The sequence below is a fragment of the Paenibacillus sp. P32E genome (assembly GCF_001909085.1).
Taxonomy (GTDB): Bacteria; Bacillota; Bacilli; order Paenibacillales; family Paenibacillaceae; genus Paenibacillus_AQ; species Paenibacillus_AQ helianthi.
On the sequence record NZ_LVYY01000003.1, the window covers coordinates 152,966 to 176,750 of the forward strand.

The 23,785-nt window shown below is 54.8% G+C and carries 15 protein-coding genes; 9 read left to right on the top strand and 6 right to left on the bottom strand.

What is annotated here, in order from left to right; all coding sequences use genetic code 11:
* Window positions 1-233: 233 nt before the first annotated feature.
* The 7 genes from A3848_RS04665 (at window position 234) to A3848_RS04700 (ending at window position 11,466) form a co-directional block, all read left to right on the top strand.
* Window positions 234-5,243 carry a carbohydrate binding domain-containing protein gene (locus tag A3848_RS04665; protein ID WP_074083788.1) on the top strand — a complete coding sequence of 1,670 codons (5,010 nt, stop codon included), beginning with the start codon at window positions 234-236 and terminating at the stop codon, window positions 5,241-5,243.
* Window positions 5,244-5,451: 208 nt separating this feature from the next.
* Window positions 5,452-5,673, top strand: a complete 222-nt coding sequence (locus tag A3848_RS04675; RefSeq protein ID WP_371916081.1) for a glycine betaine ABC transporter substrate-binding protein — start codon at window positions 5,452-5,454, stop codon at window positions 5,671-5,673.
* A 226-nt stretch (window positions 5,674-5,899) separates the two neighbouring features.
* Window positions 5,900-6,511: a TVP38/TMEM64 family protein gene (locus A3848_RS04680; protein ID WP_074083790.1), complete on the top strand. Its 612-nt coding sequence runs from the start codon at window positions 5,900-5,902 to the stop codon at window positions 6,509-6,511.
* A 138-nt stretch (window positions 6,512-6,649) separates the two neighbouring features.
* On the top strand, window positions 6,650-7,804 hold the full coding sequence (gene yunB / locus A3848_RS04685) for a sporulation protein YunB (RefSeq protein ID WP_305953421.1): 1,155 nt from the start codon (window positions 6,650-6,652) through the stop codon (window positions 7,802-7,804).
* A gap of 116 nt (window positions 7,805-7,920) precedes the next feature.
* Window positions 7,921-9,402 carry a glycosyltransferase family protein gene (locus A3848_RS04690; protein ID WP_074083791.1) on the top strand — a complete coding sequence of 494 codons (1,482 nt, stop codon included), beginning with the start codon at window positions 7,921-7,923 and terminating at the stop codon, window positions 9,400-9,402.
* On the top strand, window positions 9,399-10,727 hold the full coding sequence (locus tag A3848_RS04695; protein WP_074083792.1) for a hypothetical protein: 1,329 nt from the start codon (window positions 9,399-9,401) through the stop codon (window positions 10,725-10,727). Before A3848_RS04690 ends, A3848_RS04695 begins: the two co-directional genes overlap by 4 nt.
* Window positions 10,714-11,466: a glycosyltransferase gene (locus tag A3848_RS04700; protein WP_256702151.1), complete on the top strand. Its 753-nt coding sequence runs from the start codon at window positions 10,714-10,716 to the stop codon at window positions 11,464-11,466. Before A3848_RS04695 ends, A3848_RS04700 begins: the two co-directional genes overlap by 14 nt.
* A gap of 80 nt (window positions 11,467-11,546) precedes the next feature.
* On the opposite strand, the gene A3848_RS04705 is transcribed toward A3848_RS04700, so the two are convergent.
* The 4 genes from A3848_RS04705 to A3848_RS04720 all read right to left on the bottom strand — a co-directional run bounded on the left by A3848_RS04705 (window position 11,547) and on the right by A3848_RS04720 (window position 18,559).
* A complete protein-coding gene (locus A3848_RS04705) occupies window positions 11,547-13,607 on the bottom strand; it encodes a tetratricopeptide repeat-containing glycosyltransferase family 2 protein (protein ID WP_074083794.1) in 2,061 nt (686 codons plus the stop codon).
* Window positions 13,608-13,624: 17 nt separating this feature from the next.
* A complete protein-coding gene (locus A3848_RS04710; protein ID WP_074083795.1) occupies window positions 13,625-15,172 on the bottom strand; it encodes a glycosyltransferase in 1,548 nt (515 codons plus the stop codon).
* On the bottom strand, window positions 15,169-17,238 hold the full coding sequence (locus A3848_RS04715) for a glycosyltransferase (RefSeq protein WP_074083796.1): 2,070 nt from the start codon (window positions 17,236-17,238) through the stop codon (window positions 15,169-15,171). Before A3848_RS04715 ends, A3848_RS04710 begins: the two co-directional genes overlap by 4 nt.
* A 142-nt stretch (window positions 17,239-17,380) precedes the next feature.
* The gene (locus tag A3848_RS04720) at window positions 17,381-18,559 is read right to left on the bottom strand and encodes a DUF6385 domain-containing protein (protein WP_256702153.1); all 1,179 of its coding nucleotides are present in this window, start codon (window positions 18,557-18,559) and stop codon (window positions 17,381-17,383) included.
* A gap of 333 nt (window positions 18,560-18,892) precedes the next feature.
* Here A3848_RS04720 and A3848_RS04725 point away from each other — a divergent pair, with 333 nt between their 5' ends.
* Window positions 18,893-19,594, top strand: coding sequence for an alpha/beta hydrolase (locus tag A3848_RS04725; protein WP_074083797.1), 702 nt, complete (start codon window positions 18,893-18,895; stop codon window positions 19,592-19,594).
* A gap of 94 nt (window positions 19,595-19,688) precedes the next feature.
* Here the strand turns inward: A3848_RS04725 and A3848_RS04730 are convergent, their stop codons facing one another.
* Window positions 19,689-20,723, bottom strand: a complete 1,035-nt coding sequence (locus tag A3848_RS04730; RefSeq protein ID WP_074083798.1) for a LacI family DNA-binding transcriptional regulator — start codon at window positions 20,721-20,723, stop codon at window positions 19,689-19,691.
* A gap of 125 nt (window positions 20,724-20,848) precedes the next feature.
* Here A3848_RS04730 and A3848_RS04735 point away from each other — a divergent pair, with 125 nt between their 5' ends.
* Window positions 20,849-22,546 carry an alpha amylase N-terminal ig-like domain-containing protein gene (locus A3848_RS04735; protein ID WP_074083799.1) on the top strand — a complete coding sequence of 566 codons (1,698 nt, stop codon included), beginning with the start codon at window positions 20,849-20,851 and terminating at the stop codon, window positions 22,544-22,546.
* A gap of 68 nt (window positions 22,547-22,614) precedes the next feature.
* Here the strand turns inward: A3848_RS04735 and A3848_RS04740 are convergent, their stop codons facing one another.
* Window positions 22,615-23,682, bottom strand: a complete 1,068-nt coding sequence (locus A3848_RS04740; RefSeq protein ID WP_074083800.1) for a M23 family metallopeptidase — start codon at window positions 23,680-23,682, stop codon at window positions 22,615-22,617.
* Window positions 23,683-23,785: the final 103 nt, after the last annotated feature.

Here is a 23,785-nt window from a genome sequence, read left to right on the forward strand (position 1 = left end):
GGAAATCCAACCTCCGCTTATCCGTGCATTCAGTCCAAAAGACTGCTACGCCGCGCTTATTCATGAATTTAAGTCTATTCAACTTGCCGTAGCAAGTCAAACGGATATTGTATGAGAAGTGCGCGGACGGGCATGGGTTGCACGAATTAGAGGGTGTTGGCGCAGATATTTTCGAAACCGATTTCGATTTTACGCGGGAATGAACAATAGGACTTCGGGAGGGAATGAACAGGATGAAGAAAAAGGTATCCGGTCTGCTTGCTGCCATGGTTCTGGCCTCAGGGCTTTTGTCACCGCTGGGCAGCGGCGGGGGCCGCGCAGAAGCTGCCTCCGGTCAGACGGCAGAGAATGATTCAGCTTTGCAGACAAACAGCGTAACGGCAGCGGAGGGGAATCCATCCGGCTACGCTGTATTGAAAGCGTTTACTGATGTGCCGGCAGATAGCTGGGCAGCCCGTGGGGTTCAGCGCTGGAGCGGGAATGGAGTTGTCAGCGGCTATGGGGACGGCACGTTCCGGCCCAATGCTCCGGTGACGAAAGCGGAATTTGCCGTGATGATTAACCGCATCTTTAACTACACCGTGGAAGCTGCCACCCTCCCTGCTGATGTACCTGCATCTGCATGGTACAGGAGCGATATTGCCAAGGGCATCGCGGCAGGCTATTTAAGCACGGGCAAGGACAATCATCTGACACCCGCAGCTCCGTTAACGCGTGCCGAGGCGGCCGTGGCTTTGCAGAAGATTTTCAAGCTGGAAGCGGGAGGGCAAACGGCTTACACCGATTTGACCGGAGTGGACAGCGAGGTAGGGGAAGCAGCGGCGGCACTTGCGGCCGCGGGATATATTAAGGGCTATCCGGGCAGCTTGTTCAAGCCGGAGGGGAGAATATCCCGTGCGGAGCTCGCAGTCCTTGCAGATCGGATGGTGCCGGGGCTGCTGCGCTCGAAAGGGGAAGCCACACTTGGAAAGGTGCAAGGAAATGTGGTGCTGAACCAAGCCGGGATCACACTAAAAGACACCGTGATTGAGGGGAATCTCTACCTCACGGAGGGAATTGGTGAAGGGAATGCCCTGCTTGAAAGGGTAAAAGTGACGGGCACAACCTTTATCCGCGGCGGCGGTGAGCACAGCGTGGGTCTCCAGAACAGTGAGATAGGCAGAGTGCAGGCTGCCAAGCCTGATGGAAAAATCCGCATTTATGCCAGTGGCACCACCTCGGTTGGAACGGTGCAGCTGAACTCGGGAGCTACGCTTGAGGAGAACGGACTAACAGGAGCGGGATTCACGGATGTGGAAATCTTAAACGGTGTTAAGGCAGCAGCGTTAAAAGGCAGCTTCTCTGCTGTCTCCACAGCAGGATCAGTTAATGGCGGCCTTAGACTGATGCTCTCCGGCAAGGTAAGCAAGCTAACCCTGGGCAGTCCGAGCCAGGTTATGCTGGCAGATGATGCCCGGGTCGCAGAGCTGCTGCTTGCCGCGACTGCCAAGGGCACTTCCCTTCAGGGCAGCGGCACCTTCGGCGCTGTTCTGAACAACGCTGAAGGCGTCACCGCCGGCGGCGTTCCGCTGAAGCAGGGCAGCAGCGGTGCAGTCACCGTAACGCCAGCCGCGACCCAGGTGCCGGCCGGCTCATCCGGCACGGTCACGCCAACCGCAACGGCTACACCGGCCGCAACGGCTAAGCCGACCGCGACAGCCACACCAACGGCTAAGCCAACTCCAACTCCTGCGGCCGATCCTTGGACGCTGGTGTGGAATGACGAGTTCAACGACAATACCATAGACCCGGCGAAGTGGACCTATGACCTCGGGGACGGCACGGCAGTCGGCAATCCGGGCTGGGGCAACAATGAGTTGGAATGGTACACCAATGAAGCGAAAAATGTGAAGGAAGCGGACGGAAAGCTGATCATTACCGCCCGTAAAGAAGCACAGGGAGGCAAGGAATACACCTCCTCCCGGATCAAAACGAAGAATTTGTTCAGCAAGAAATACGGTAAATTCGAAATCCGGGCTAAAGCGCCTGTAGGCAAAGGCTACTGGCCGGCGATCTGGATGCTGCCGGCGAACTATGTCTACGGTTCATGGGCGGCCTCCGGAGAAATCGATATTATGGAAAGCTGGGGCAGCCGTCCAGGCACGGTTGCGGGTACGATCCATTACGGTGCCCAGTGGCCTGACAATGTATATTCAGGCAAGGAATATGTATTGCCGGGCAACTCAACGATAGAGCAGTTCCACACCTATTCCATGGAATGGGAGCCGGGGGAAATCCGCTGGTATGTGGACGGCGTACTGTATTCCACCAAAAATGACTGGTATAGCCTAAGTAACGGCCAGCCGGTGAACAACGCTTATCCGGCACCGTTCAACCAGGAGTTTCATCTGCTGATGAACCTGGCGGTGGGTGGGAATTTCGACGGCAACCCTACAGCGGAGACGGTATTTCCGCAGACCATGGAAATCGATTACGTCAGAGTCTACGAGTTGACAGGCCGCCCTTACCGCGAGCCGGTACCCGTCACGATTGCGAAGGAGCCGTATCTTGAAGGTTCACTGCCGCCGCTTGCAGATGGCAACCTGATTCATAACAACGGCTTCACCGAGCAGACGGGGGGCGATGCCGGAATGGGCATCCCGAATACCGCCCATTGGGTGCTGTATAAGGAAGCCGGAGCGGAAGCGGCGGTATCGCTTGATCCGATTGGCGGGCAGAATTACCTTAAGGTGAATATAACCAGCCCTGGGGGCAATTCCTACTCCATTCAGCCACAGGCCATTGTGTCGCTGGCCAAAGGAAGAACCTACAAGCTCAGCTTCGACGCGAAGACGGATACTTCGCGGAATATCAGCGTCCGGCTGACGGGCGGGCAGTCCCGTGGTTATCAGGCCTATTCACCGTCACTTAAGGCCGAGCTGACTTCATCGCTGAAGCATTTCGAAACCATGTTCCAGATGAAGGAGAACTCCGACATTGCCGCCCGGGTAGAATTCAACTTGGGTACAAATGCTTCTCCGGTATGGTTCGGCAACGCGCGTCTCGAAGAGATCGACAGTATTCCATTCGATCATGACCGGGCGAAAACGCCGCTGGGCAGCGGCAACCATCTGTACAACGGCACCTTTGATCTGGGCGAGCCGAACCGGCTCAGCTACTGGCATGCCGAAGCCTCCGGAGGAGCAGCGGTCAGCCCGAAGGTGGACGATGCAGGCCGCTTAAACCTGCAGATCAGCGGTTCTGGCAGTGGGGACTCCGATGTCCGTCTGTTGCAGAAAGGGATATTCCTGGTGCAGGATCAGGATTATAAGCTTACCTTTGACGCGGATGTGCCTTCCCCGCGTACTGCAGTAATTGAGCTGCAGGGCAGAGATGGCACGGTCTACGCTTCTAAGACAATCCCTCTGAAGAAGGGAGCCCAGCAGGTGGAGGCTGTATTCCCTGATCTCGCGGGAGCAACCGATACGCTGGGACAATTTGTACTCCATCTTGGCGGAGCCGCGGGCACCATCCAGCTGGATAACTTCCTGCTGGTGCGGACCAGCTTCTACTATGATCCTTCGCTGGTTTATTACCCGCTGTTGAACGGGGATTTCAGCTTTGGCTTTAACAGCTGGGAGCGGCTGCTGACGGAGCAGGGCGGAGCAAGCACCGCTGCGGTTACGAAAGGGGCAGCCACATTTCAGATTACCAATACCGGAAGCCAGCCCTATTCGGTAATGCTGTTCCAGAATGGGCTGAAGGTTGCCAGCGGTCAGGATTACGTCCTTGAATTCGATGCAAGTTCAAGTGTTGCCCGGCAAATTAGTATCAGAGCGGAGAATGCTTCGATTCAGCCTTCTTTTGCCCAGATCGTGAAGATTACACCGGATACCGCTCATTACAGATTCGAATTCCGCCAAGGGATCAACGACACCCTGTCGCTGAAATTCCTGCTGGGCAAGGTGGATGGTGTGAGTGTTGCACAGGCGCATGAGATTATGATCGACAATGTGAAATTGGAGATCAAGAATGCGCCGGCCAAGCCGCAGGAGCTGCTCGGTGACAGTACGAATAATCGGGTATCCCAGCCGGTAGAACTGACTTTCACTGAGAATGCAGCCTGGCGCAGCAGCATCAAGACGGTGAAGGTGAACGGCACTGCGCTTGCAGTGGGGCAGTACACCGTAGAAGCAGGCAAAATTACGATAGCCGCAGCTGCTTTCCCGGCTGAAGGCAGCTATATCATTTCGGTGGAAGCTGAAGGCTATGTCAGTGCTGCCGTATCCCAGACTATTCTGGCGAATGACAACAATCTGGTCGTGAACGGTTCATTTGCCAGCGGTAAAAGCGGATGGTCTACCTGGTCGGGAGAAGGCGGGGTATCTTCGTTTAACGTCAATGAGGGTGTTGCGGAGATAGGGATTTCTGTTGCCGGAACGGCCGCCTGGCATACGCAGTTTTTCCAGGAGGGCATTCCGCTTCAGGCCGGCAAGACCTATGAGCTCAGCTTCAAAGCCAAGTCGACCGTTCCAAGACAGATTATCGTGGAGTACAGCGGCACCTCTGCTGCAGCGTCGCAGGCGAAGTTCGAGGTTTCCGCGACCTGGGCGACCTACAGCGCACAATTTACCGTAGATAACAATAGTCCGCTGAAGCTGAATTACCTGATCGGTGCGGCCATGGGCGACAACAAGACGGCGAATAGCACGCCGCATACGCTCTCCTTTGACGACATCAGGGTTACAGAAGTGGAAGGCGGAGGTGGTGCTCCTGTGGAACCGGCCAGCGGTACGCTGGATAATGGAGTCTTCGATGCAGCAAAAGGCCTCTCTGGATGGACGCAATACTTCGATGGCACTGGATCTGCTGCTGCGGTGAACGGAGAACTGTCTGTCGCGCTGACGGGTACGGGAACAGCCAATTACAGTGCACAGGTGGATTATGCCAATTTGAAGCTGGTGCAGGGCAAGACGTATACGCTGAGTTTTGAAGCCCGCTCCGATTTGGACCGTTTGATTGAAGTTGCTGTGGAGCATAAGGGCGGGGATTTCACGAAATATTTACCGGCAAAAGCTGTCGCATTGACGGGCAGCATGAGCACTTACAGCTACACTTTCACCATGGCGGGCGGCACGGATGCCGGAGCGCATCTGGTCTTCCTCATGGGTCTGATTGCAGGCAACAGTGACAGCACTAACAGCGCGATACAGGCAGGCCATCATATTTTTATTGATAATGTAAGATTGGCAGAAGCTCCGTAAGGGGCATAAGTATTCTATTTAAACGTCAAACAGCCGAAGTCCTGTGATTCAGGATCTCGGCTGTTTTTTACGTGGAGATGAGGGGAATGATGCAGAATGCCCTAAGATTCTTTAGGAATCAGTTCGAAAATTTTGCCGGTTTCCAGTGCTTCAATCAGCTTCAGCAGCCAGCGGTAGTATTTAATCGCTTCTTCAATTTTGACTAGGCATCTATGGCGGAGCCGAGCAGATCCACACCATGGTCCGCAAAGGCATGAAGGAGGACATGCCGGCAGTCTATCGGTTCTTGGATCAGTTCCAATGGACAGCTGAGGATATGGCACAGGTAATGGTGGATATCCAGGGAGGCATGTCACCCGAGGACGCGGCGAAGGTCTGGGTTTCGGAGCATGAGAATCAAGTAAACAGCTGGATAGCCGGCATCGAATAACTGTTCTTTTGAATCTGCGGAATTTTGCAGCAGCTAAAAATGTATGCTATGATGTATGGAACATAAGGCTACAAATTTGTAACTTGTACGCTAAAATTCTGTTCCTTCATATTACATGCACTAATCAGATTCATTTATTAGACACCCCGTAAGGGGTGTTTTTCTTGAAATACAAGAATTTATATGATTCGCGCTGGTCCAAGGATGCAAGAAAGGAGGCCGCTCCATGACGGAGACCATTAATGCCTGGATCGATTGGCTGCTGCAATCACTCGGACTCAGCGGACCGTATATCCTGTTCGTCACTATTCCGCTAGCCATATTGCAGAGTCTGTTCGGATTTTTCCCCCTGGCGATCCTTATTGTCCTTCATGTGTCTGTATTTAATGTAATCGGAGGAATGGTCATCAGTTGGCTGGCCTGCAATTTGGGGGCAATCCTCACCTACTTCCTCTTTCGGCGGTTTCTCTTCGACTGGTTCGACCGGAAATGGCGCTCCAAGCTGAAGCGGTATGACAAGTGGCAGCGCTACCTGGACCGTTATGGTATCTGGACACTGGTGCTGCTGCGGACGGTCCCGGTCGTACCCAGCAATATTATTAACTTCATGTCGGCCGTGTCGCCGATTAAGGTACCGGCTTTTATCTGGGGGACGGTTCTTGGCAATCTTTCTTATATCTGGCTGTTCGGAACGATCAGTTCAACACTTGTTGTACCAAGAGAGGAATGGAACAGGTTCTTGACCTGGTATGGGGTATTTGTCGTTGTTCTTATTGCTATCTTTATCCGCCGCCACTGGGGACATCTGCAGGAGGATAGGCGGAGCCGGATGGAATAGCGATTGTGGCAAAATAATGAGGAATGTTTCTTACGGGAATGTACCCGGGGAACATTCTTCTTTTTTTTACCGTTCCCGAATAGCCTATAGTAACCGGAGGCAGCTTGACCTCCGGGAAGGCGGGGAGGGACAGAGGGGATGGGCAGAATTAAAAAATGGGGGAGCCGAAGCGCAAGAGTCCCGGGTTTGCGGCGGCTGCGGCTACCCAAGCTCAGCTGGGACGGCATTCCGAGAGCCGCGGGACGGAGCCCGGCGTTCAAGGCCAGGCCAACGAAGGATGGCATCCCAAGATTTGCAGGCGCAAGTCCGGCATTCCGGGCCAAGCCCTCCAAAGCGGGCGGCCGGCAATCCGTTCAAGGGGGACGGTATGGAAAGCCGAAGCGCAGAATTCTTCTCCGTCTGCCGGGCCGGATGGAGAGGGGGAACATGGCCTCTGTGTCGAAGGGACCGAGTCAGAAACCGCGTAATCGGGGCAGATTCTGGATTATTTTCAGTCTGGTGCTTATTCTGTCGGTCATGCAGAGCCTGCGTTATGTGGAAAAGAATTTACGGCCGCCTATTCTTCATTTGGCGCAAATCCGTGTGAAGCAGATTGCCACGGAATCGATTAATAAGGCGATCACCTCCCAAGTGGCCGACAAGGGAAACGCCGAAGCACTGATTGACTGGAAAACGGACAAGAACGGTAAAATATCAGGCTTTATGCTTAATTATAAGGAGCATATGCGCATTACCTCACAGGCGGCAGAGGTGATACAATCCACGTTGAAGGAGCTGCACAATCAGACAGAGCATATTCCGCTAGGCCAGGCATTGGGAAGCTCGCTGATTGCCTCCTACGGTCCGAATGTGCCGGTCAAGATTGAACCGCAAGGTGCGGTGAAGGTGGAGCTGAACACCCGGCAGCAGGATGCCGGAATCAATATGATTCTGGTCGAAGTCTATATTCATATCGTCACAGAAGTGGCAGTCATTATCCCGTTCGATGTAGAACCGCAGGTTGTGGATACGGAAATTCCCGTTTCCTATCTGATGGTGGTGGGCGATGTCCCGATGTACTACTACGATAACCAGGGTCAGCCTGTCGGAGAGAATGGCAGCAACGCGCCTGGAATTGCCATCCCCGCTCCTCCCACAGGCGGGAGCCAGACAGGGCCATCGGTTCCAAGCGGAGGCAACGCGGGAAATAACAGTTCCACAGGCGGAATGGACGATTCTAAGAATTCCGGTACACCGAATACCAATCCTGCGGGAGACGAGACAGGCAGCAGCTCCGGTATGGACAGTCCATGAAATCACTCCGGATTCGTTCCGCCTGAAAGTTTATCTTAAATGTGAGGGATATACCAGATATTTGGCTCATACACTGTAGGCAGCATCATTTTTACCTAAATGGAGAGTGAGCCCTGATGTCATATGAATCTGATTATTCTGCCAGCATAGAACGTCTGGCGGGCAGATATAGGTACTTGGAGCAGGAAGGACTGCTTCCACTACCGGTGAAAGACGGCGTAACTCTGGTGGTCCTGCTGCGTCATGCCGGGTGGGCTGCGGAATGCCTGAATCTTCTTCATCAGCATTCCGGTGCTTCCGTTACGCTGATTGGTGTTGCCATGAATCGGGATTTCCCGCTGCCGCCCTTAGCGGAGGCTTTTCCGGGGGTGACCTGTATTCCCTATGAATCCGGAAATGATGGGGTGAACGAAGCCCTGGCTTATGCCGGGACCTCTTATGTCGCGCTAATTGAAGATACGGTGATGGTGTCTCCGGGCTGGATTGGCCACCTGCTGTGGCCTTCAATCGATGTTCCGGTTGTCCAGGTCATTGCGCCCCGCTCCTCTACAGAACTTGGGGAGGGGAGGGAGCAGCTGCATTTTGGCACCGATCTGGAATTGTCCGCTTATGTCAGCCATAGCCTGGGACGGCAGCAGGGCGGCTGGCATGAGGTGGAAGTGTTGGGCGGCTCCTGTCTGATCTTCACGCGGGAACTGCTGCTGCGGGTCGGCGGGTTCGATCCGGGGCTTGTCCGGCGGCAGCTGATGGTGGCCGACTGGTGCCTCCGGGCCCGGCAGCTGGGAATTCGGCTTGCGCTGAGTGATGCCGTATATGTTCATTCGCTTCATCCGCTAGAAGCGGATCACGAGGGCAAGCAGGAAGGGGAGCAGGCTTACCTGGCCAAATGGGGACTGGATGCCAGTGCAGTGAAGATGGATACAGATGCGGGTATTCTTCCGGTGCCTGCGGATGTATCCATTTTGCTGCCAAGGCCCGGGATACCGCTTGGAAGATCGGCGGTTGCCCCGGTTCCGCTCGTCACAGCAGTCGTCTTTTCCGATGAAATACTTACCTCCGGGCAGTCTCTTCGATCCCTGCAGCGGCTGCAAGAGCAGCAGAGTTATGGCAATATCCGCTGGGTTTGGGTCAGGGACATCCGCAGTGAAGCTCTCCCGGAAATTGCTGTGCGGGAGCAGGATGCGGTCATAGCCGTTCAAGGCGAGAAATCCTGGCTTCATGCGCTGGAGAATGTCTCCGCCTTATACGGGAGCGAGATTGTAGTGTATCTCTCTGCTTCCGCTGATTATGACACGCATTATGTGGAGCGGATTGCCGGGGCTGTCCGGCATGGTTCAGCCGACCTCGTAGTCAGCCGGACGGGTTCGGCAATGGAGGAGACTGCAACTGATCATGGATGGCCTGGTCCGACCGCGAAGAAGCTTCCACTGGAACGGATTGCGCACAGGAGTGGAATAGTCCCGGGCCGCATCACCAGGGGGGAGCCCCCTTACAGTCTTCTGCTTGCGCCCGGGCCTTCCCTGGCTATAGGGTATACAGGCGGTCCGCCTGAGCTCAATGCCAGCAACATGCAGGCAGGCGGGGAGGTATGCTTATGAACTATTTGATTCTCAGCCGCGTCTCCTGGGAAGAGTATCCATATAAAAGACTGCTGGATCTTTTGCCGGAGCGGGCAGACATCTGCTTTGCCGGAGGGATGACGCCTGAGCAGCAAGCCTGTAGCGGAATCCGGCCGGTGGCCCTGACGGAGTTGAATACTTGGGATGGCGGGAGTTTTACACTGCTTGTCTCTTCCCCCTACTGGCTGCCCGATGTGCTGGCCCTGCAGCCAGCCTACACAGTGGCTCTGCTGGAGCCGTGTCCCGAAGGCGAGAACGAGATCATGTGGGAAAAATACAGCGCATTGCTTGCCGCCCGAGCAGACCTGGTAGGCACGGTTTCGGAACGGTTATACCTGGAGCAAAATCTGTGCAGACCGAGGGTGGTCTATCTCAGCGGAGATTATCCGTTGTCTTGCGGGCTGCTCCGGCGGGGAGAACGGCTGTTTTTTCTGTCTGACTATGAGGAGGTTTGGACACGTGCACTTACCGGATTGTGGCAGCCGGCCTGCTCCGGGGCAGGGGACTGGCTTGTCATTCAGCGCCGCCTAAGAGCAGACTTCTACGTGTCCATGTGCGGGAAGATGCCTCATCAGCCTACGGTGCATTATTTGGCCGCCACCTATTTATATTTGTTGGGAGATGAAGCCGCCGAGCGGTATTTGGCGAAATCTTTTGAACTGATGCTGCTGCATGACTATACCGATTGCCTTCACTCGCACTACCGTTTCTTCTCGGCCATTGAGGCCAAGAAGGGCAATCTGGCGCTGGCGGTTGCCCAGTACGAAATCACGGCGTTTACCGAGGAGGAAAGAAGTACAGCTGTACAGATGAGAAGGTGGCTGGACAGTGGAGACTCCGGACTGCTTCAGGCGGAACTTTACCGCGTGAATGAGGACGTCGCAGAGGCGATCCGCGTTCTGGAGAACTTGTCCTGCCCTGAGGCGCAGCCGCTGCTGCTGCAGAATTACATCGCCTCCTTCCAGTGGGAAAAAGCACTGCAGCTTCAGCGTCTAGCGGCGCTCAGCAGCAGCGAGGCCGGAGTCATCCCGCTGCCTGGCGGTGCAGTGCTCCAGGGTGGCGGGATGCCGCCCGCAAGCACGGCCCTGCTGGCAGGGACCGAAATTCCCTCCTATGGCGGCGTTCAACTACCAGTCATTGAAGGTACGATGCATCTGCTGCATGGCAGAAGACATGCGGCGATCCGCAGCTTTCTGCGGGTGGCAGGTGCAGGCGGCGAGGCGCGGACATTATTCGCCGAGATGGCCGACCTGGAGGAAGCAGCAGGACGATTGAAGGGGGGAGCCGATGATGAGCAAGGATAAGCCGCTGCGCAAAACCTCCGGAAATCGTCTTACCGCCATGATGCAGGTAAGGAATGAGAGCGGACGTTATTTGGAACAAGTGCTTGAGGAACTGAGCGGTTTTGTGGACGATATTGTCATTGTTGATGACGCCAGCACGGATGACACGGCACGGTTGTGCCATTCTTTTGCCAAGGTGACAAAGCTGGTAACACTGGAAGGCCCGCTGTTCCACCGGGAATGGGAGCTGCGGCAGACGCTCTGGGAGCTGGCGGTGTCCACGGACCCCGACTGGCTGCTGTCCGTGGATGCCGATGAATTCTATGAAGAAGAGGCCAAACGGGAAATGCGCCGCCTGATTGATCAGGATGCGTACGATTCCGTGGCGTTCCGGCTGCATGACTTCTGGGGCGGTACGACGCATTACCGTGAAGATGAGCACTGGAACATTCATACCAAGCATACCCGGACGCTGGTCCGGTATCTGCCACAATTTTATTATTTTACACCGCAAATGAATCATCATGTCCCCCGCCTGCCGCTGTCTTACGCCGTTCTGCCCGCTTTCTTCGCAGAGCTGCGTGTGAAGCACTATGGCTGGGCGCTGCCGCCTGAAGCCCTCCGGCAAAAATATGAGCGCTACATGGAGCTGGACCCCGAGGGGAAATGGGGCAGCCTGGAGCAGTACCGCTCCATTTTGGACGACAACCCCAATCTGGTGGAGTGGCAGGAGAGGCGGGAGCATGAAAGACCGGAATAGGTGCAGCAGCGAATAAGTTGCAGGAAGCAGCGGATTGGCGATTGCTATTGAAGATAATGCAGTGGAAACATTTCACTTCATCATAATCCGTCGCGGAGAGCCGATCTGACGAGCAGCAGCCAGGGAATGCTTCCCCGGGGATTCTTACCGGGAAAGGCTTCTGCCGCCAGTAGCAGCCTATGATAGCTGAGGCCCAAGGCTGCTGCTGCGCTTCCCGATTGCTGCAGCGCCTTCCCTGCAGCCGGATCAAGCTGCGGCACTCTCCCGCAGGAATCAGATACAGCTGCATAGAGCAGCCATTCTGCTGCACAAGTTGTGCCGAGGTATTGCTGCGCATGACTGCTGTATATAGAGCACCACTGCTCCCTGAAGGGAGCAGGTGCTTGCAGCAGTCCGCGCAGCAGCGGCTGAGGCAGGCGGCACCACTGGAACAGAGAGGGAGACGTGTTCCTGTATAGCGTCAGCAGACTGCTCCAGGCTCCGGCCTGAAGCAGCAGCTGTGCAGCGTAGGACAGGCCGGGAAAAGTTATCGGCTGGATCGCCGCTGCACCGGCCGGATGATCCGCATGGCCTGGCAGTTTCGCTGCCGGATCACCGGAGGGATCCGTATGGCTCTGCTGCGGCCATGCCGGATCGCCGCCACCGGATTCCAGTCCTATCCGGTGGTGTACCGCCGCGAGGCCTGGCCTGAGAGGGGCCAGGCGCGCGAGCCACTTCCCTGCAGCTACGGCGTCGCCGGTGCGGCAGGCCCAGGCCCACAGATAGCCGTGTACCCACGGCTGCTCCGGGCCTTCCCGCAGCAGCCGCTCCAGCGGAGCCGCAGCAGCTGCATCCAGCATCTGCGTGTGCCGGAACAGTTCCGGCAGCACACGCAGGATGGCTTGCACCGAAGCCGGCAGCTGAGGTGCAGCGGCCAACACCTGCAGCCATTCCCAGGCATGGGCATTCAGTGCTGCAGGGATACATCTGCCCAGCAGTTCTGAAGGCATGGCCTGAAGGGTCTGCCGGGTCAAGGCAGTCAGGCGCTGTTCCTCTCCTGCCAGCAGGCAGAGGGGAACAAGCTCTGCCCAAGCAGCAGCGCAGCCGGCATCATAGCCTATCGCCTGCTCCCAGCAATCTGCCGCTTCCTCATAGCGGAGCAGCCGCTCACAGACCTGGCCCATCACCACGCAGGTCCGGCTGGTCCCGCTGCCGGAGGAGGAGGGATATTTCTGCGCGGTGTCTCCGCTTTGCAGTGCTATTTTCAACAGATGGTAAGGCTTCTGTAATTCTCCTTCTTCCAGGAGCAGAACAGCATAACTCTCCAGCAGATCCGTGAAATCAGGAAATAGGCGGAGACCGGCTTCATAGGCGGTTTTGGCCTCTTTAGTGCGTCCGCAGGCCTGCAGGGCATAAGCCGTTTTCATATAAATATCGGCAAGATAGCCGGAGCCTGCAGGGGCTGTCTTCAGCAAAGGAAGCAGAAGTCCGGCGGCAGTCTCATACGCTCCTTGCTGGTAATGTTCAGTCCCCAGGGCGTACTGAAGGGGAATGCTCTCCGGATCATGCTGCAGTGCGGTTTGGATCAATTCGAGATTACGGGCAGTTTTGTTCTTTGCGCGCAGCTCCTCATCCAGATAGCCGTAATGCCGGACAGGCAGCGCTGCTGCGTAGGCGATCTTTCCGTCCGGCAGCGCCCAGATACTGCTTGCAGCTTCTTCATGGATACTCCCCTGGAAGACAATGCGTTCATCGTTGCGGAACAGCCGGCAGACATTGTCCGTGACATAGTCCCCGCTATCCGCTTCTCCTACATAATGGATAAAAGGCAGGAAATAGCCGTCTACCTGCTCTGCGCCGAGCAATTCGTTCAGAACATCGGCCCGCCAGCCGCCAGCCGCCTCGTCGGCGTCAAGCACTAGAACCCAGGAACAGGAGGACTGCCGCAGTGTCCGGTTCCGGGCTTTGGCGAAATCCCCCTCCCAGGGAATTTCAATCACCTGTGCCCCGAAGCTCAGGGCCACCTCCATGCTGTTGTCGGAAGAACCCGTGTCGGCAATGATGATCTCCGACACCAATCCTGCAACCGAAGCCAGGCAGCGTTCCAGATGCTGAGCTTCATTCTTGACGATCATACACAGGGATACATCCGGGATAGACATCTTCACACCTGCCCTCTCTAGTCTGTTACCCGTGGAAGCGGGAGCAATAGACGCGCTCTACCAGCAGCGGGATGCATGGGTGCCGAAGGGGCGACCGAGGCCAGCGCGCCGTCAGCCAGCAGAATCCAGGTCCGGCTGCGCTGATATATCGGGTGTGCGGTCATGCCGGCGCTGCCAGCGGCCATGTCCGAAGCCAGACCCAGCAGGCCGGCCAGATCTTCACCGTTTAAGCTTCCGGCAGAAGCGGCAACGGTTTCTTGAAGCGACTTGACGCAGGAGCTGCTGTCATTCGCGGCCCCCGGGTCCATTTGCCCAAGTGCACTCTTTTCCAGCTGCGCCGCGGCCGCTTCGAAGCAGCCTTCATTCAGCAGCAGAACGGCCAGCTTCCGGTGCTCCGCTGCAACTCCGGGAACATGCAGATCCAGCCAACCGTTCAGCTCGTTCTCCCGGCCCGCGCATTTCAGCGTGCGCACCAGCCGTGCAACCAGCGGCCAAGGCGCTGGATGAAGCTGGGCGGCTCGGGTATAGCAGGCAGCCGCTTCGCAGTCTTCACCAATCTCCTGGCAGAGCTGCCCCAGCACAGCCAGCGTAACATACGTCCCGCAGCCGGATTCCGTGTGATAGCCCGGCGGCGAAACGCCGATATCCAGCGCCTGCCGCAGCGCGGCTCTGGCTTCCATGTAAGCTGCCGACTGCAGCAGCAGTATACCTTTTAGGTGATGAAGGTCCGGGTAGTCGGGAAATAACAGAATCCCCCGCTCACAGGCTGCAAGCGCCTCCTGCACATGGCCTTTGACCGCCAGGCAGCGGATTTCGTACTTATACAGGAGATGGACATAGCTTGTATCCGGCTCCACCTGTTCAAGCGAAGTACGGATATGCTCAAGTGCAGGGTCATACTCCCCGAGCCGCATATATTCGACAGCCATATTAAAATGATGAAAAGCGTCTCCCGGATTCAGCTTCAGCTGCTCCTTCAGCAGCTCGACATTGCGGCGGATCTTATCCTTTTTGGCCACTACGCCATTGGCATAGCCGTAATGATGAATCACCACAGTGCTCAAATGCATGGAGGCGGCAGGGGTTTCTTTTACGATAACCGAGGCGATTTGTTCATGAATGATCCCGCTGAAGCGATAACTCGGGCGGTTGCGGAACATCCGCAATATCGGATTCACGGTAATCGTCTGTGAGGAGCGGGCCGTTCCTGAGTGATTATGAATTCGCAGAAAAAACGCTTCATACTCCATATGCTCCGCGCACAGCAACAGCTCGCCCCTGCTGCCTTGATCCAGCTCCTCGTCCGCATCCAGTACAAGAATCCACTGTCCCTGAGCCTGATTCAGGCCGGCGTTGCGGGCAGCGGCAAAATCACCGCTCCAGGGAAAGGCCACGACCTTCGCCCCGAAGCTTCGGGCAATTTGAACAGTGGAGTCTGTTGATCCGGTGTCAACGACTACGATTTCGTCAGCCACACCACGTACGCTTGCCAGGCACTGTGCCAGATTATCCGCCTCATTCTTGACGATCATGCAGAGGGAAATGCGGTGTTTTGGTGTGCTCATCTTGCGGCTCCTCCCTGAATGTTCTGATTAGCACTCCACTGTGTATGCCAGGCAGTACGGTTCAGCACCGCGATGGCCTGATGGATCGCAGCGATGTCCTCTTGCAAAGGTCCCTGCGTATATATCTCCGGGAAGCTGGTTTCAGCTCCTTCGAGCTCCTGCTTGGCCAGATAAAGGTAGCTCAGCGACAGCCCAATGCGGGAAGGGTTATCCGCTGGTGCTGTGTCAAGCATGTGCCGGAACCACTCGGCAGCCTCCCCATAATGGCCTTGGTCAAAGAGCATCTCCGCGAGATAAAAAGAACCCTTCCCCCCCGTTTGACCGCCGGCCGCCAGGGTAATCAAAAGCTCCCCTGCGGCCTCCAGCTGGCCCGCCTCATACAGAGCCCCGGCAAGTTCGGCCCGGTGTTCTGGAAACAGCCCGGCCAGTTCGGCAGCCAGCCCGATGCTGCGCAGTTTAACCGCCTGCCGGATCAGCTCCGTGACCACTAGGGAATGTTCACCGGCATTGTCTGGCGCAACCGGAGCTGAAGCTTGGCGCGCCAACTTTTCACCGATAAGCAATAGCCCGGACCGCAAGGGCTCCGGCGCATCCAGAAATCCGTATGATTCTGTCTGTTGTCTGTCTTCCTGCCACTGGCAGATGGCATGAATAATCCATAACTGCCTCGTGATCTCTCTGTCTCTGTCTGTTTCCTGCTTCAACAGAGGAAGAGCCTCCCGCAGAGCAGTCCCTGCTTCCTGCAGCTGTCCGGTAATCATCCATGCGGAGATTATAGCAGGCAGTGTCTCCCATTCCAGCGGAAAACCCGCCCGCGGCAATCCGGCAATAGCCTCATAAGCATGGACGGATTCCAGGGCAAGGATTACCGCGCTTCTCCCGGCAGGCTGCTCTGTACCCGCAAGCTGGATTAACAGCGTGGAAATCTCCGGATCCGGCACATTCAGGCGCTGGAAGGCTGAAGCTATTCCCTGAAGTGCTGGACCATATATTGAATGATGCTGAAGGGCACGGTGAAACCACCGGGCCGCATCCTCCGTGTGTCCAAGCTGAAGAGAGTTCTCTCCCAGACGGGTCAGTGGGCGGAAGCTGTTCATGCCTTTCTCAGAAACATATTTCCCGCTGAGGGCAGTTTCCTGACTTAGTGCAGCTTCCGAACCCGCTGCTGCGCGCTCATACGACTGGCAAGCACGTTCGATCAGTCCCTGGCTCTCCCAGGATTGCCCCTGGATGAAATGCAAATCCGGGTAATCACTGTAGCGCTGCAGTTCCCGTGTGAGCAGGGCATCAATCCCCTTCGTATTATTCATGGCCAGATAGATTTTACCTAAATCGCGGATCATCGAAGGACGGTAAGACACCTGAAGCGGAGCTTGATGGATGGTATGGCTTAGCAGCTCTGCCGCCTCCTCCAGCTGTCCGTTCTGACAGCAGGTAACCGCCAGATTATAGCTGTAAAAAGGATTGTCCGGCTCTTTCCCCAGCGCAAGGCGCAGCAATTGCTCGTTGCGGCTGACTTTATTCCTCTGGGCCATGAGGCCCGGTAAATATCCCAGGTGAGTGATTTCGATATTGCTGCTGTGAATGACGGAAGCACCGTGCTTGCCGATAATAGAGGCGTCTAACCCTTCATGGATGATTCCGTCAAAGCTGAACCCTTTTCCATTGCGGAACAGACGGATTATGCTGTGCGTCAGCCGCTCCTCAGGAGAGCTTCCCAACCAATTTTCTATATTAACCGTATAAGCCAGGGCTGGAGTGTTCTGGAGCATATCGGTAATTTCTCCGAGCGGTGTCTTCAATATTTCATCGGCATCCAAGACGAGGATCCAATCCGTTTGCGCATGGGACAGCCCGGTGTTGCGCGCTTCCGAGAAATTATGGTTCCAATTCATTCGGTATACCTTGGCTCCGTATCCTTCAGCGATGCTCAAGGAATCATCGGTTGAACCCGTATCTACAATTACAATTTCATCCGCAGCACCGGACAGGCTGTCCAGGCATTGGGGGAGAAGGGCTGCTTCATTGCGAATGATGAGATGTACACCGAGGGTGGGCTTTTTCACGAGTGTTCCTCCTTGGAGAGTCAGTTTCCCCACAGTTCTGTGATGCACGATGGGAGTGTTGTCCGGTAAAGGCGGGCAGAACAAAGAGTACATGGGCTACCCATGCACTCTTTGTCATTACATACTATGACCGATAGATAACTTACGTTCCCTGAGCATCGAAGATGACATTGAGCGTAGATGCTGAACCCGGTGTTGACGATTGATAGGACAGCCGGGTGTACTTGAGGAACCGGGATGGAACAAGGACATCCACAGATCCGGCAGGAAGCGGATTATTACCGGTTGTGTCGACAAAATAATTGGTTCCGTCCGCACTTATCTCCACCTGCGTATTTACAGGATTAGCGCCGGTATTCACGATGAAATAAGAATAAGTGCCCAGCACGCTTGTTGTGTTCGCAGGCAGAGGCGTAAGCGCATCGGCTGTTGTGATGCCGGTAGTTGCCTGTTCAATGAAGCTGCGCTGGGAAATCGAGGTTACGCTGCTGAGTGTACCGGCGGTAATCGTAGCCCCGAGCACGCTGGTGATCGTACCATCCAGCAGGTTGGTGACCGTACCCGCCGACGACAACGTACCGGCAGTAATGGTAGCCCCGAGCACGCTGGTAATCGTACCGTTTAAGAGGTTGGTGACCGTACCCGCCGATGACAACGTACCGGCAGTAATCGTAGCCCCGAGCACGCTGGTAATTGTACCATCTAGCAGGTTGGTTACAGTACCTGCTGATGATAATGTACCAGCAGTAATCGTAGCCCCGAGCACGCTGGTGATCGTACCATCTAGCAGGTTGGTTACAGTACCCGCCGATGATAATGTACCGGCAGTAATGGTAGCGCCGAGCACGCTGGTAATCGTACCGTTTAAGAGGTTGGTGACCGTACCCGCCGACGACAATGTACCGGCGGTAATGGTAGCCCCAAGCACGCTGGTAATCGTACCGTTTAAGAGGTTGGTGACCGTACCCGCCGATGATAGTGTACCGGCGGTAATGGTAGCCCCGAGCACACTGGTAATCGTACCGTTTAAGAGGTTGGTGACCGTACCCGCCGATGATAGCGTACCGGCGGTAATGGTAGCCCCGAGCACGCTGGTAATCGTACCGTTTAAGAGGTTGGTAACCGTACCCGCTGATGATAGCGTACCGGCAGTAATGGTAGCCCCGAGCACGCTGGAGATCGTACCATTAAGGATGACTGTAGTCAGATTTCCGCTGGAATCGGTGGTGAGAGGGCGGTCAATCAGTGTGGAAGGGTCCCGCCCGAAGATCAGCGTTCGCAGATTATCGGGGTTTGCTTGAAACGAACTGAAATTTGGCAAAAGAGTTCATCCTCTCATAATAGAATAGGCCGAGTAACCCGCCCACAGTAAAAATCCCAAACCGTCGTCTGGGCTTTCAAATAGATAGGCAGTGATTCAAGTAGAGCAATAGCCTGTACAGCTGAACAATAACCATTCGAATGGTGTGATATTACTATATGGAAAAACTCTGGTAATGCTTGGGCAGTAAAATAAAAAAATCAGTTCCATCCTTGTCCAGAGTCAAAACTTGACGATAGGAGCAGTTAGGGTTATTTTTCTTAAAATGGGTTAAACATGGGAATCCTGCTTAATAGGCTACTAATAATGAATTCCAACGAAAAGAGGGCGCCTATGGAACGCTGCTTATTCATACACGGCTTCACAGGAGGGGAGTACGAAATCTCTCCGCTAGCGCAATTCCTGGAACGGCATCAGTACCCTGCCCGAACCTTTACGCTAAAAGGACATGGGGGGAGCCGGCACGACCTGCTTCAATCCGACAGGCAGGGTTGGCGGCAGAGCGCCGAAGACCAGCTGCAAGAGATGTTGAATGATGGCGACAGGGTGCACCTGATCGGTTTTTCCACCGGAGCGCTTATTGCTTCCCACTTATCTGTGCAGTACCGGGAACAGATCAAGTCGCTTACGCTGCTGTCTGCACCTGTTTTTCCGCTTAACCTGCTGGAGATTCTGAAGACCCTGGGCAGCCCGGTTATGATCCGGAATTACCTGAGCAAGTTCGGCTCTACTCCGGCGAAGGCTACAAGGGAATTTCAACGTCTGGTGCGTGAGAGCTTTGAGATCTATCCGCAGATTGAGACCCCGACCTTAATTGTTCAGGGCGGCAGGGATCATTTGGTGAGAGCAAAAAGCGCGGCCTATCTGCACCGCACCATCCCCTCAGCAAGCAAACGTGTATTAATGGTGGAGCGAAGCGGCCATATGTTGTGCCACTGCGAAGACAGCAGCCTAATTATGGATGAGGTGCTGCAGTTTATTCAAAGCTCCGGCAGAGCTTCAATAAATAAGCTGCAGGAATACTCAGCGAAATAACAAAACCTCCTTCACGGGCTAACGTGGAGGAGGTTTTTAACGACTCAGGGACATGCCTTATTCCGTTGACATCTCTAGATGGGTATGATAGTTTCTATTTAGGGAAACCGGTTTCCCTTACTTTTCTAAATGTTGACTCCCGCGGAATTAACTCCGGCTTCAGCAGCAGCCCGCGGCCAGCTTCATTTTTGCCGTCGATCCTTTCCATTAACAACTCACCGGCCGATACCCCCAGATGAAAAGTGTCCAAATTAAGCGAGGTTAATGGCGGTGTGGTGTAGCGGGACAACGGATATTCATCAAAGGTTGCAATTCCAAGCTCAGCGGGAATTTGTACCCCCAGCTCTCTTGCAGCCTGCAGTGCCCCAAATGCGGCAAAATTACTCATACAGATCAGGGAATCCGGCGGCGTTTCGCTACGCAGCAGCTGTTTGGCCGCTTGATAGCCTACCGCCTCTTCTGCCGCGCCATTCATAATCCATTGCTCGGGGAGGGATAGTCCGGCTTTTAAAAGTTCCTCCCTGCAGCCTTCCAGCCTGCGGATGAAGAGAGGATCTCCCTCCTGACCGCCAACAAAAGCAACGGCAGAATAGCCTTCCTCCAGCAGATGCCGGGTGAGCATTCTACCGCCAGCTTCGTTATCGAAATCGGCCCAGCATTCGGAGCCGGCAACTTCCCCCAGCGAAATATATGGGAACTGGAGCCGGTTGAGCTCCATGCATAGTTCCTCTGTAAGCACCGAGGTGTTGGCGATAAGGCCATCGACCCGCTTGCTTCTTACGAGCCTGTGCAGGAAATGGCCCTCCGGGTGGTTATGCTCCACATTGGCGATGGTCAGTTCATATTTCATGGATCCGATTACACTTTCAATGCCGCCGATGATGCTGTAGAAGAACTGATTCAAAAATTCACTGGATTTGGACATGTCGATCAACAGCCCAATACTGCTGCTGCTCTGACGGGCTAAACCTGTGGCGATGCTGCTGGGTGTGTAATTCATTTGTTTCATGATTTCTCTGACCTTATGTTTGGTTTCCTGCGAGATTTTCGGTGAATCATTCAGCACCTTAGAAACTGTGGATTTGGCTACACCTGCCGCTGAGGCGATATCCGTAATCGTTACCTTCATAGTTTTCCCTCACGATCCAGCCGGATTTTTTGAAAAAATAAGGATTATAGGTTTCAAACGGCGTAGCCGTTTCTGCTAATGACCAAGACATAAACCCATCATACAATAAAAGGAGCTCGTATCATATGACCCGCTGGTTTCTATACCATACTGCTGAAGATCCCTTTGCTTTTCCGGTTGGCCCCGGCAGCTTGAAGCTGCGACTTTTCGTACAGAATGGGCAGCAATTGACCTGCACCGTGATTCATTCTGACCGCTATGACTCGCCGGGGAGCGAAATCCCGCTTCCAATGGAGCGGATCGGCTCTGCAGGAGCTTATGAGATTCATGAAGCCGTCCTTCCATCAGTAACTGGCAAATGCAGATACTTATTCCATGTCATGAACCCAGCCGGGGAATATTTGTGGTATGGAGAGAGAGGGATAGCAGAGAACAGAGAGCATGCCGGATCTTTTCAATATGCTTACATGCACCATCCAGAAGCGGTTAAGATTCCCTCCTGGAGTCAGGATGCGGTAGTCTATCAGATTTATCCCAGCAGCTATAACGGAGGAACTCTGAAAGGGATATTGGACAAAATCCCTTATCTGCAGCAGCTGGGCATCACAGCTATGTACATGACGCCCATATTCGAGTCTCCTTCCGAGCACAAATACAATACCTCTGACTACTACAAGGTCGACCCAATGTTTGGCACTACAGCGGATTTGAAGGCTGTGGTGGATCAGGCTCACCGCCATGGAATCAGGGTACTGCTGGATGCCGTGTTCAACCATGCCGGTGATACGTTTTTTGCCTTCAGGGATGTGCTTGAGCATGGGGAGAGTTCCCGGTACAAGGACTGGTTTCTAATCCACTCCTATCCGGTGGTACAGACCCCTTCTCCAAACTATGAGACCTTTGGCAAAGCTGAGGCGCATATGCCCAAGCTGAATATGGACAACCCAGAAGTTGCGGATTATATGATGGAGGTATCCAAGCATTGGGTACGTGAGGCGGGGATTGACGGCTGGCGTCTGGATGTGGCCAATGAGGTGTCGCACAAGTTCTGGACGCGGTTTCGCCGTGAACTCAAAGCAGAATTCCCCGAGCTGCTGCTGATTGGTGAGATCATGCATGGTTCCGGGCCTTGGCTCAGAGGCGACCAGTTCGATGGCGGCATGAATTATGTTCTGCGCGATGCGGTGCTGGAGTTCTTTGCTGAGCAGTCAACTGGACCGGTGCGCTTTATGGAGCAAGTAATCCATCAGGAAGCGTTCTGCAACGATCAGGCGAATGCGGCCATGTTCCAGCTGCTTGGCAGCCATGACACGCTGCGTTTTTTAACGGCCTGCAAGCAGGGTGGGCGGGGCTGGAACCATGAGGAAACGGCGATGTACCGGATGAGGCTTGCAGTGTTCTTTCAAATGACCTATATCGGTATGCCTATGATTTATTATGGTGATGAGGTTGGCATGGAGGGTGCGACAGATCCGCACTGCAGACGGCCGATGGTATGGCGCGAGCAAGAGCAGAACAGCACACTCCATGCCTGGTATACACGGCTGATCGGTCTAAGGAAGAAATATGAGGTGCTGCGTAAAGGTTCTTTCCGTCCCTGGTTCACGGATGAAACCCGCAATGTTCTAGGTTACGTCCGGTCCAGCGGGCAGGAGAAGATAGGGCTGGTCATTAATAATTCCCCTAACCGCTATCATCTGGAGGTGGACCGTTTCCGCTCCGGCACCCCGGAGTTAACCGACCTGCTGACAGGAACAACGATCTGTAATAATGATCGTCTGGTTGTGGAGCTTGAACCCTTCGGCTGTCTAATGCTCTATTAGAGTAAGCTGTACCTGTTCCATGCTGACAGGACAGGACGCCGTCTGAAGATCAGGTGGAATGGCTGCAATTACTTCCGTTTTTTCACAGCTTTGTATTCCGCATTCTCCCACTGCTTCAGTAAGGGATATGGATCGAAGGCCCACTCCGTAATCCCCCGGTCGCGGTAGATTCCATAATGCAGGTGAGGCGGAAACTTGCCTTGAGTGCCCGGGTTGCCGTAGCCGGAGCTGCCGACCCAGCCGATCGTTTGGCCGGGGGCCACAATATCTCCACGGGAGAGTGATTTCTCATACCCTGCCAGATGGGCGTAGTAATGATAGCGGTTTTCGATATCGCGTATACCGATCCGCCAGCCGCCGTAGCGGTTCCAGCCCTTGGTTTCCACGATTCCAAAACAGGTGCTGCGCACAGTCATGCCGTGAGGTGTGAACAGGTCTGTCCCTTCGTGGATACGCGCTCCGCCCCAGCTTCTGCCGGTGCCCCAAGTGCTGTGATAAGAATAGAGGGAGCCCACCGGCAGAGGAAAAGCACTGCCCGACAAATCAAGCCGTCCGAAATGCTCGTACAGCTTGGCAAACTGTGCTACCCGCTGCGCTGCCCTGCCGTTATGGTAATATTCCCACACACCGATATTGAAATCGCTGGCAGAATCCCCGTATTTCATCAGATGCCTTGCCATACTGTAGAGTACATCAGCATCATTCCCGGGATCGGCCACACCGTCGCCGGACCCATCCTTTCCGAGTCCTCCAAAAAATCCGATGGATTGCGGGGCCTGGTCCGCTTGATCCGGGTTCAGCGGTCCGCACCATACCGGTGCGGGGATGCTGATTCCGGTAAGACGGGGATTGGCGGGCTCCGCGGTTCCGCTTTTCTTTTTGGCAATCGTCCGTTCATATTGGTCAATAGCAGCGAAACGGAACCAGGCAACCCCTGTAGCAGCACTCATTTGATCATATAGCTCCTTGCGGCGGGCAGAGAGAGTGTCTTTGTCTGACACAGTTCCAGTACGGACTGAGGGAAGGCGTAATTCTGCAGCCGCTGCCCCCGGATAGCTTGTTCCCCATAGCATGGCGGCGGCTGACAGACAGAGTACTGTTTTTCGTATTGCAGCAATTCTGAATTGAGCCGGCATGTTTACAACCTCCTAGGTCCGGGTGCTGATGTGTTAACAAGTTTTTATCAAGAGCACCCTTGGGGTGCTTTTTGTTCTTATTCCTTATCTTTCCTGTCTCTGT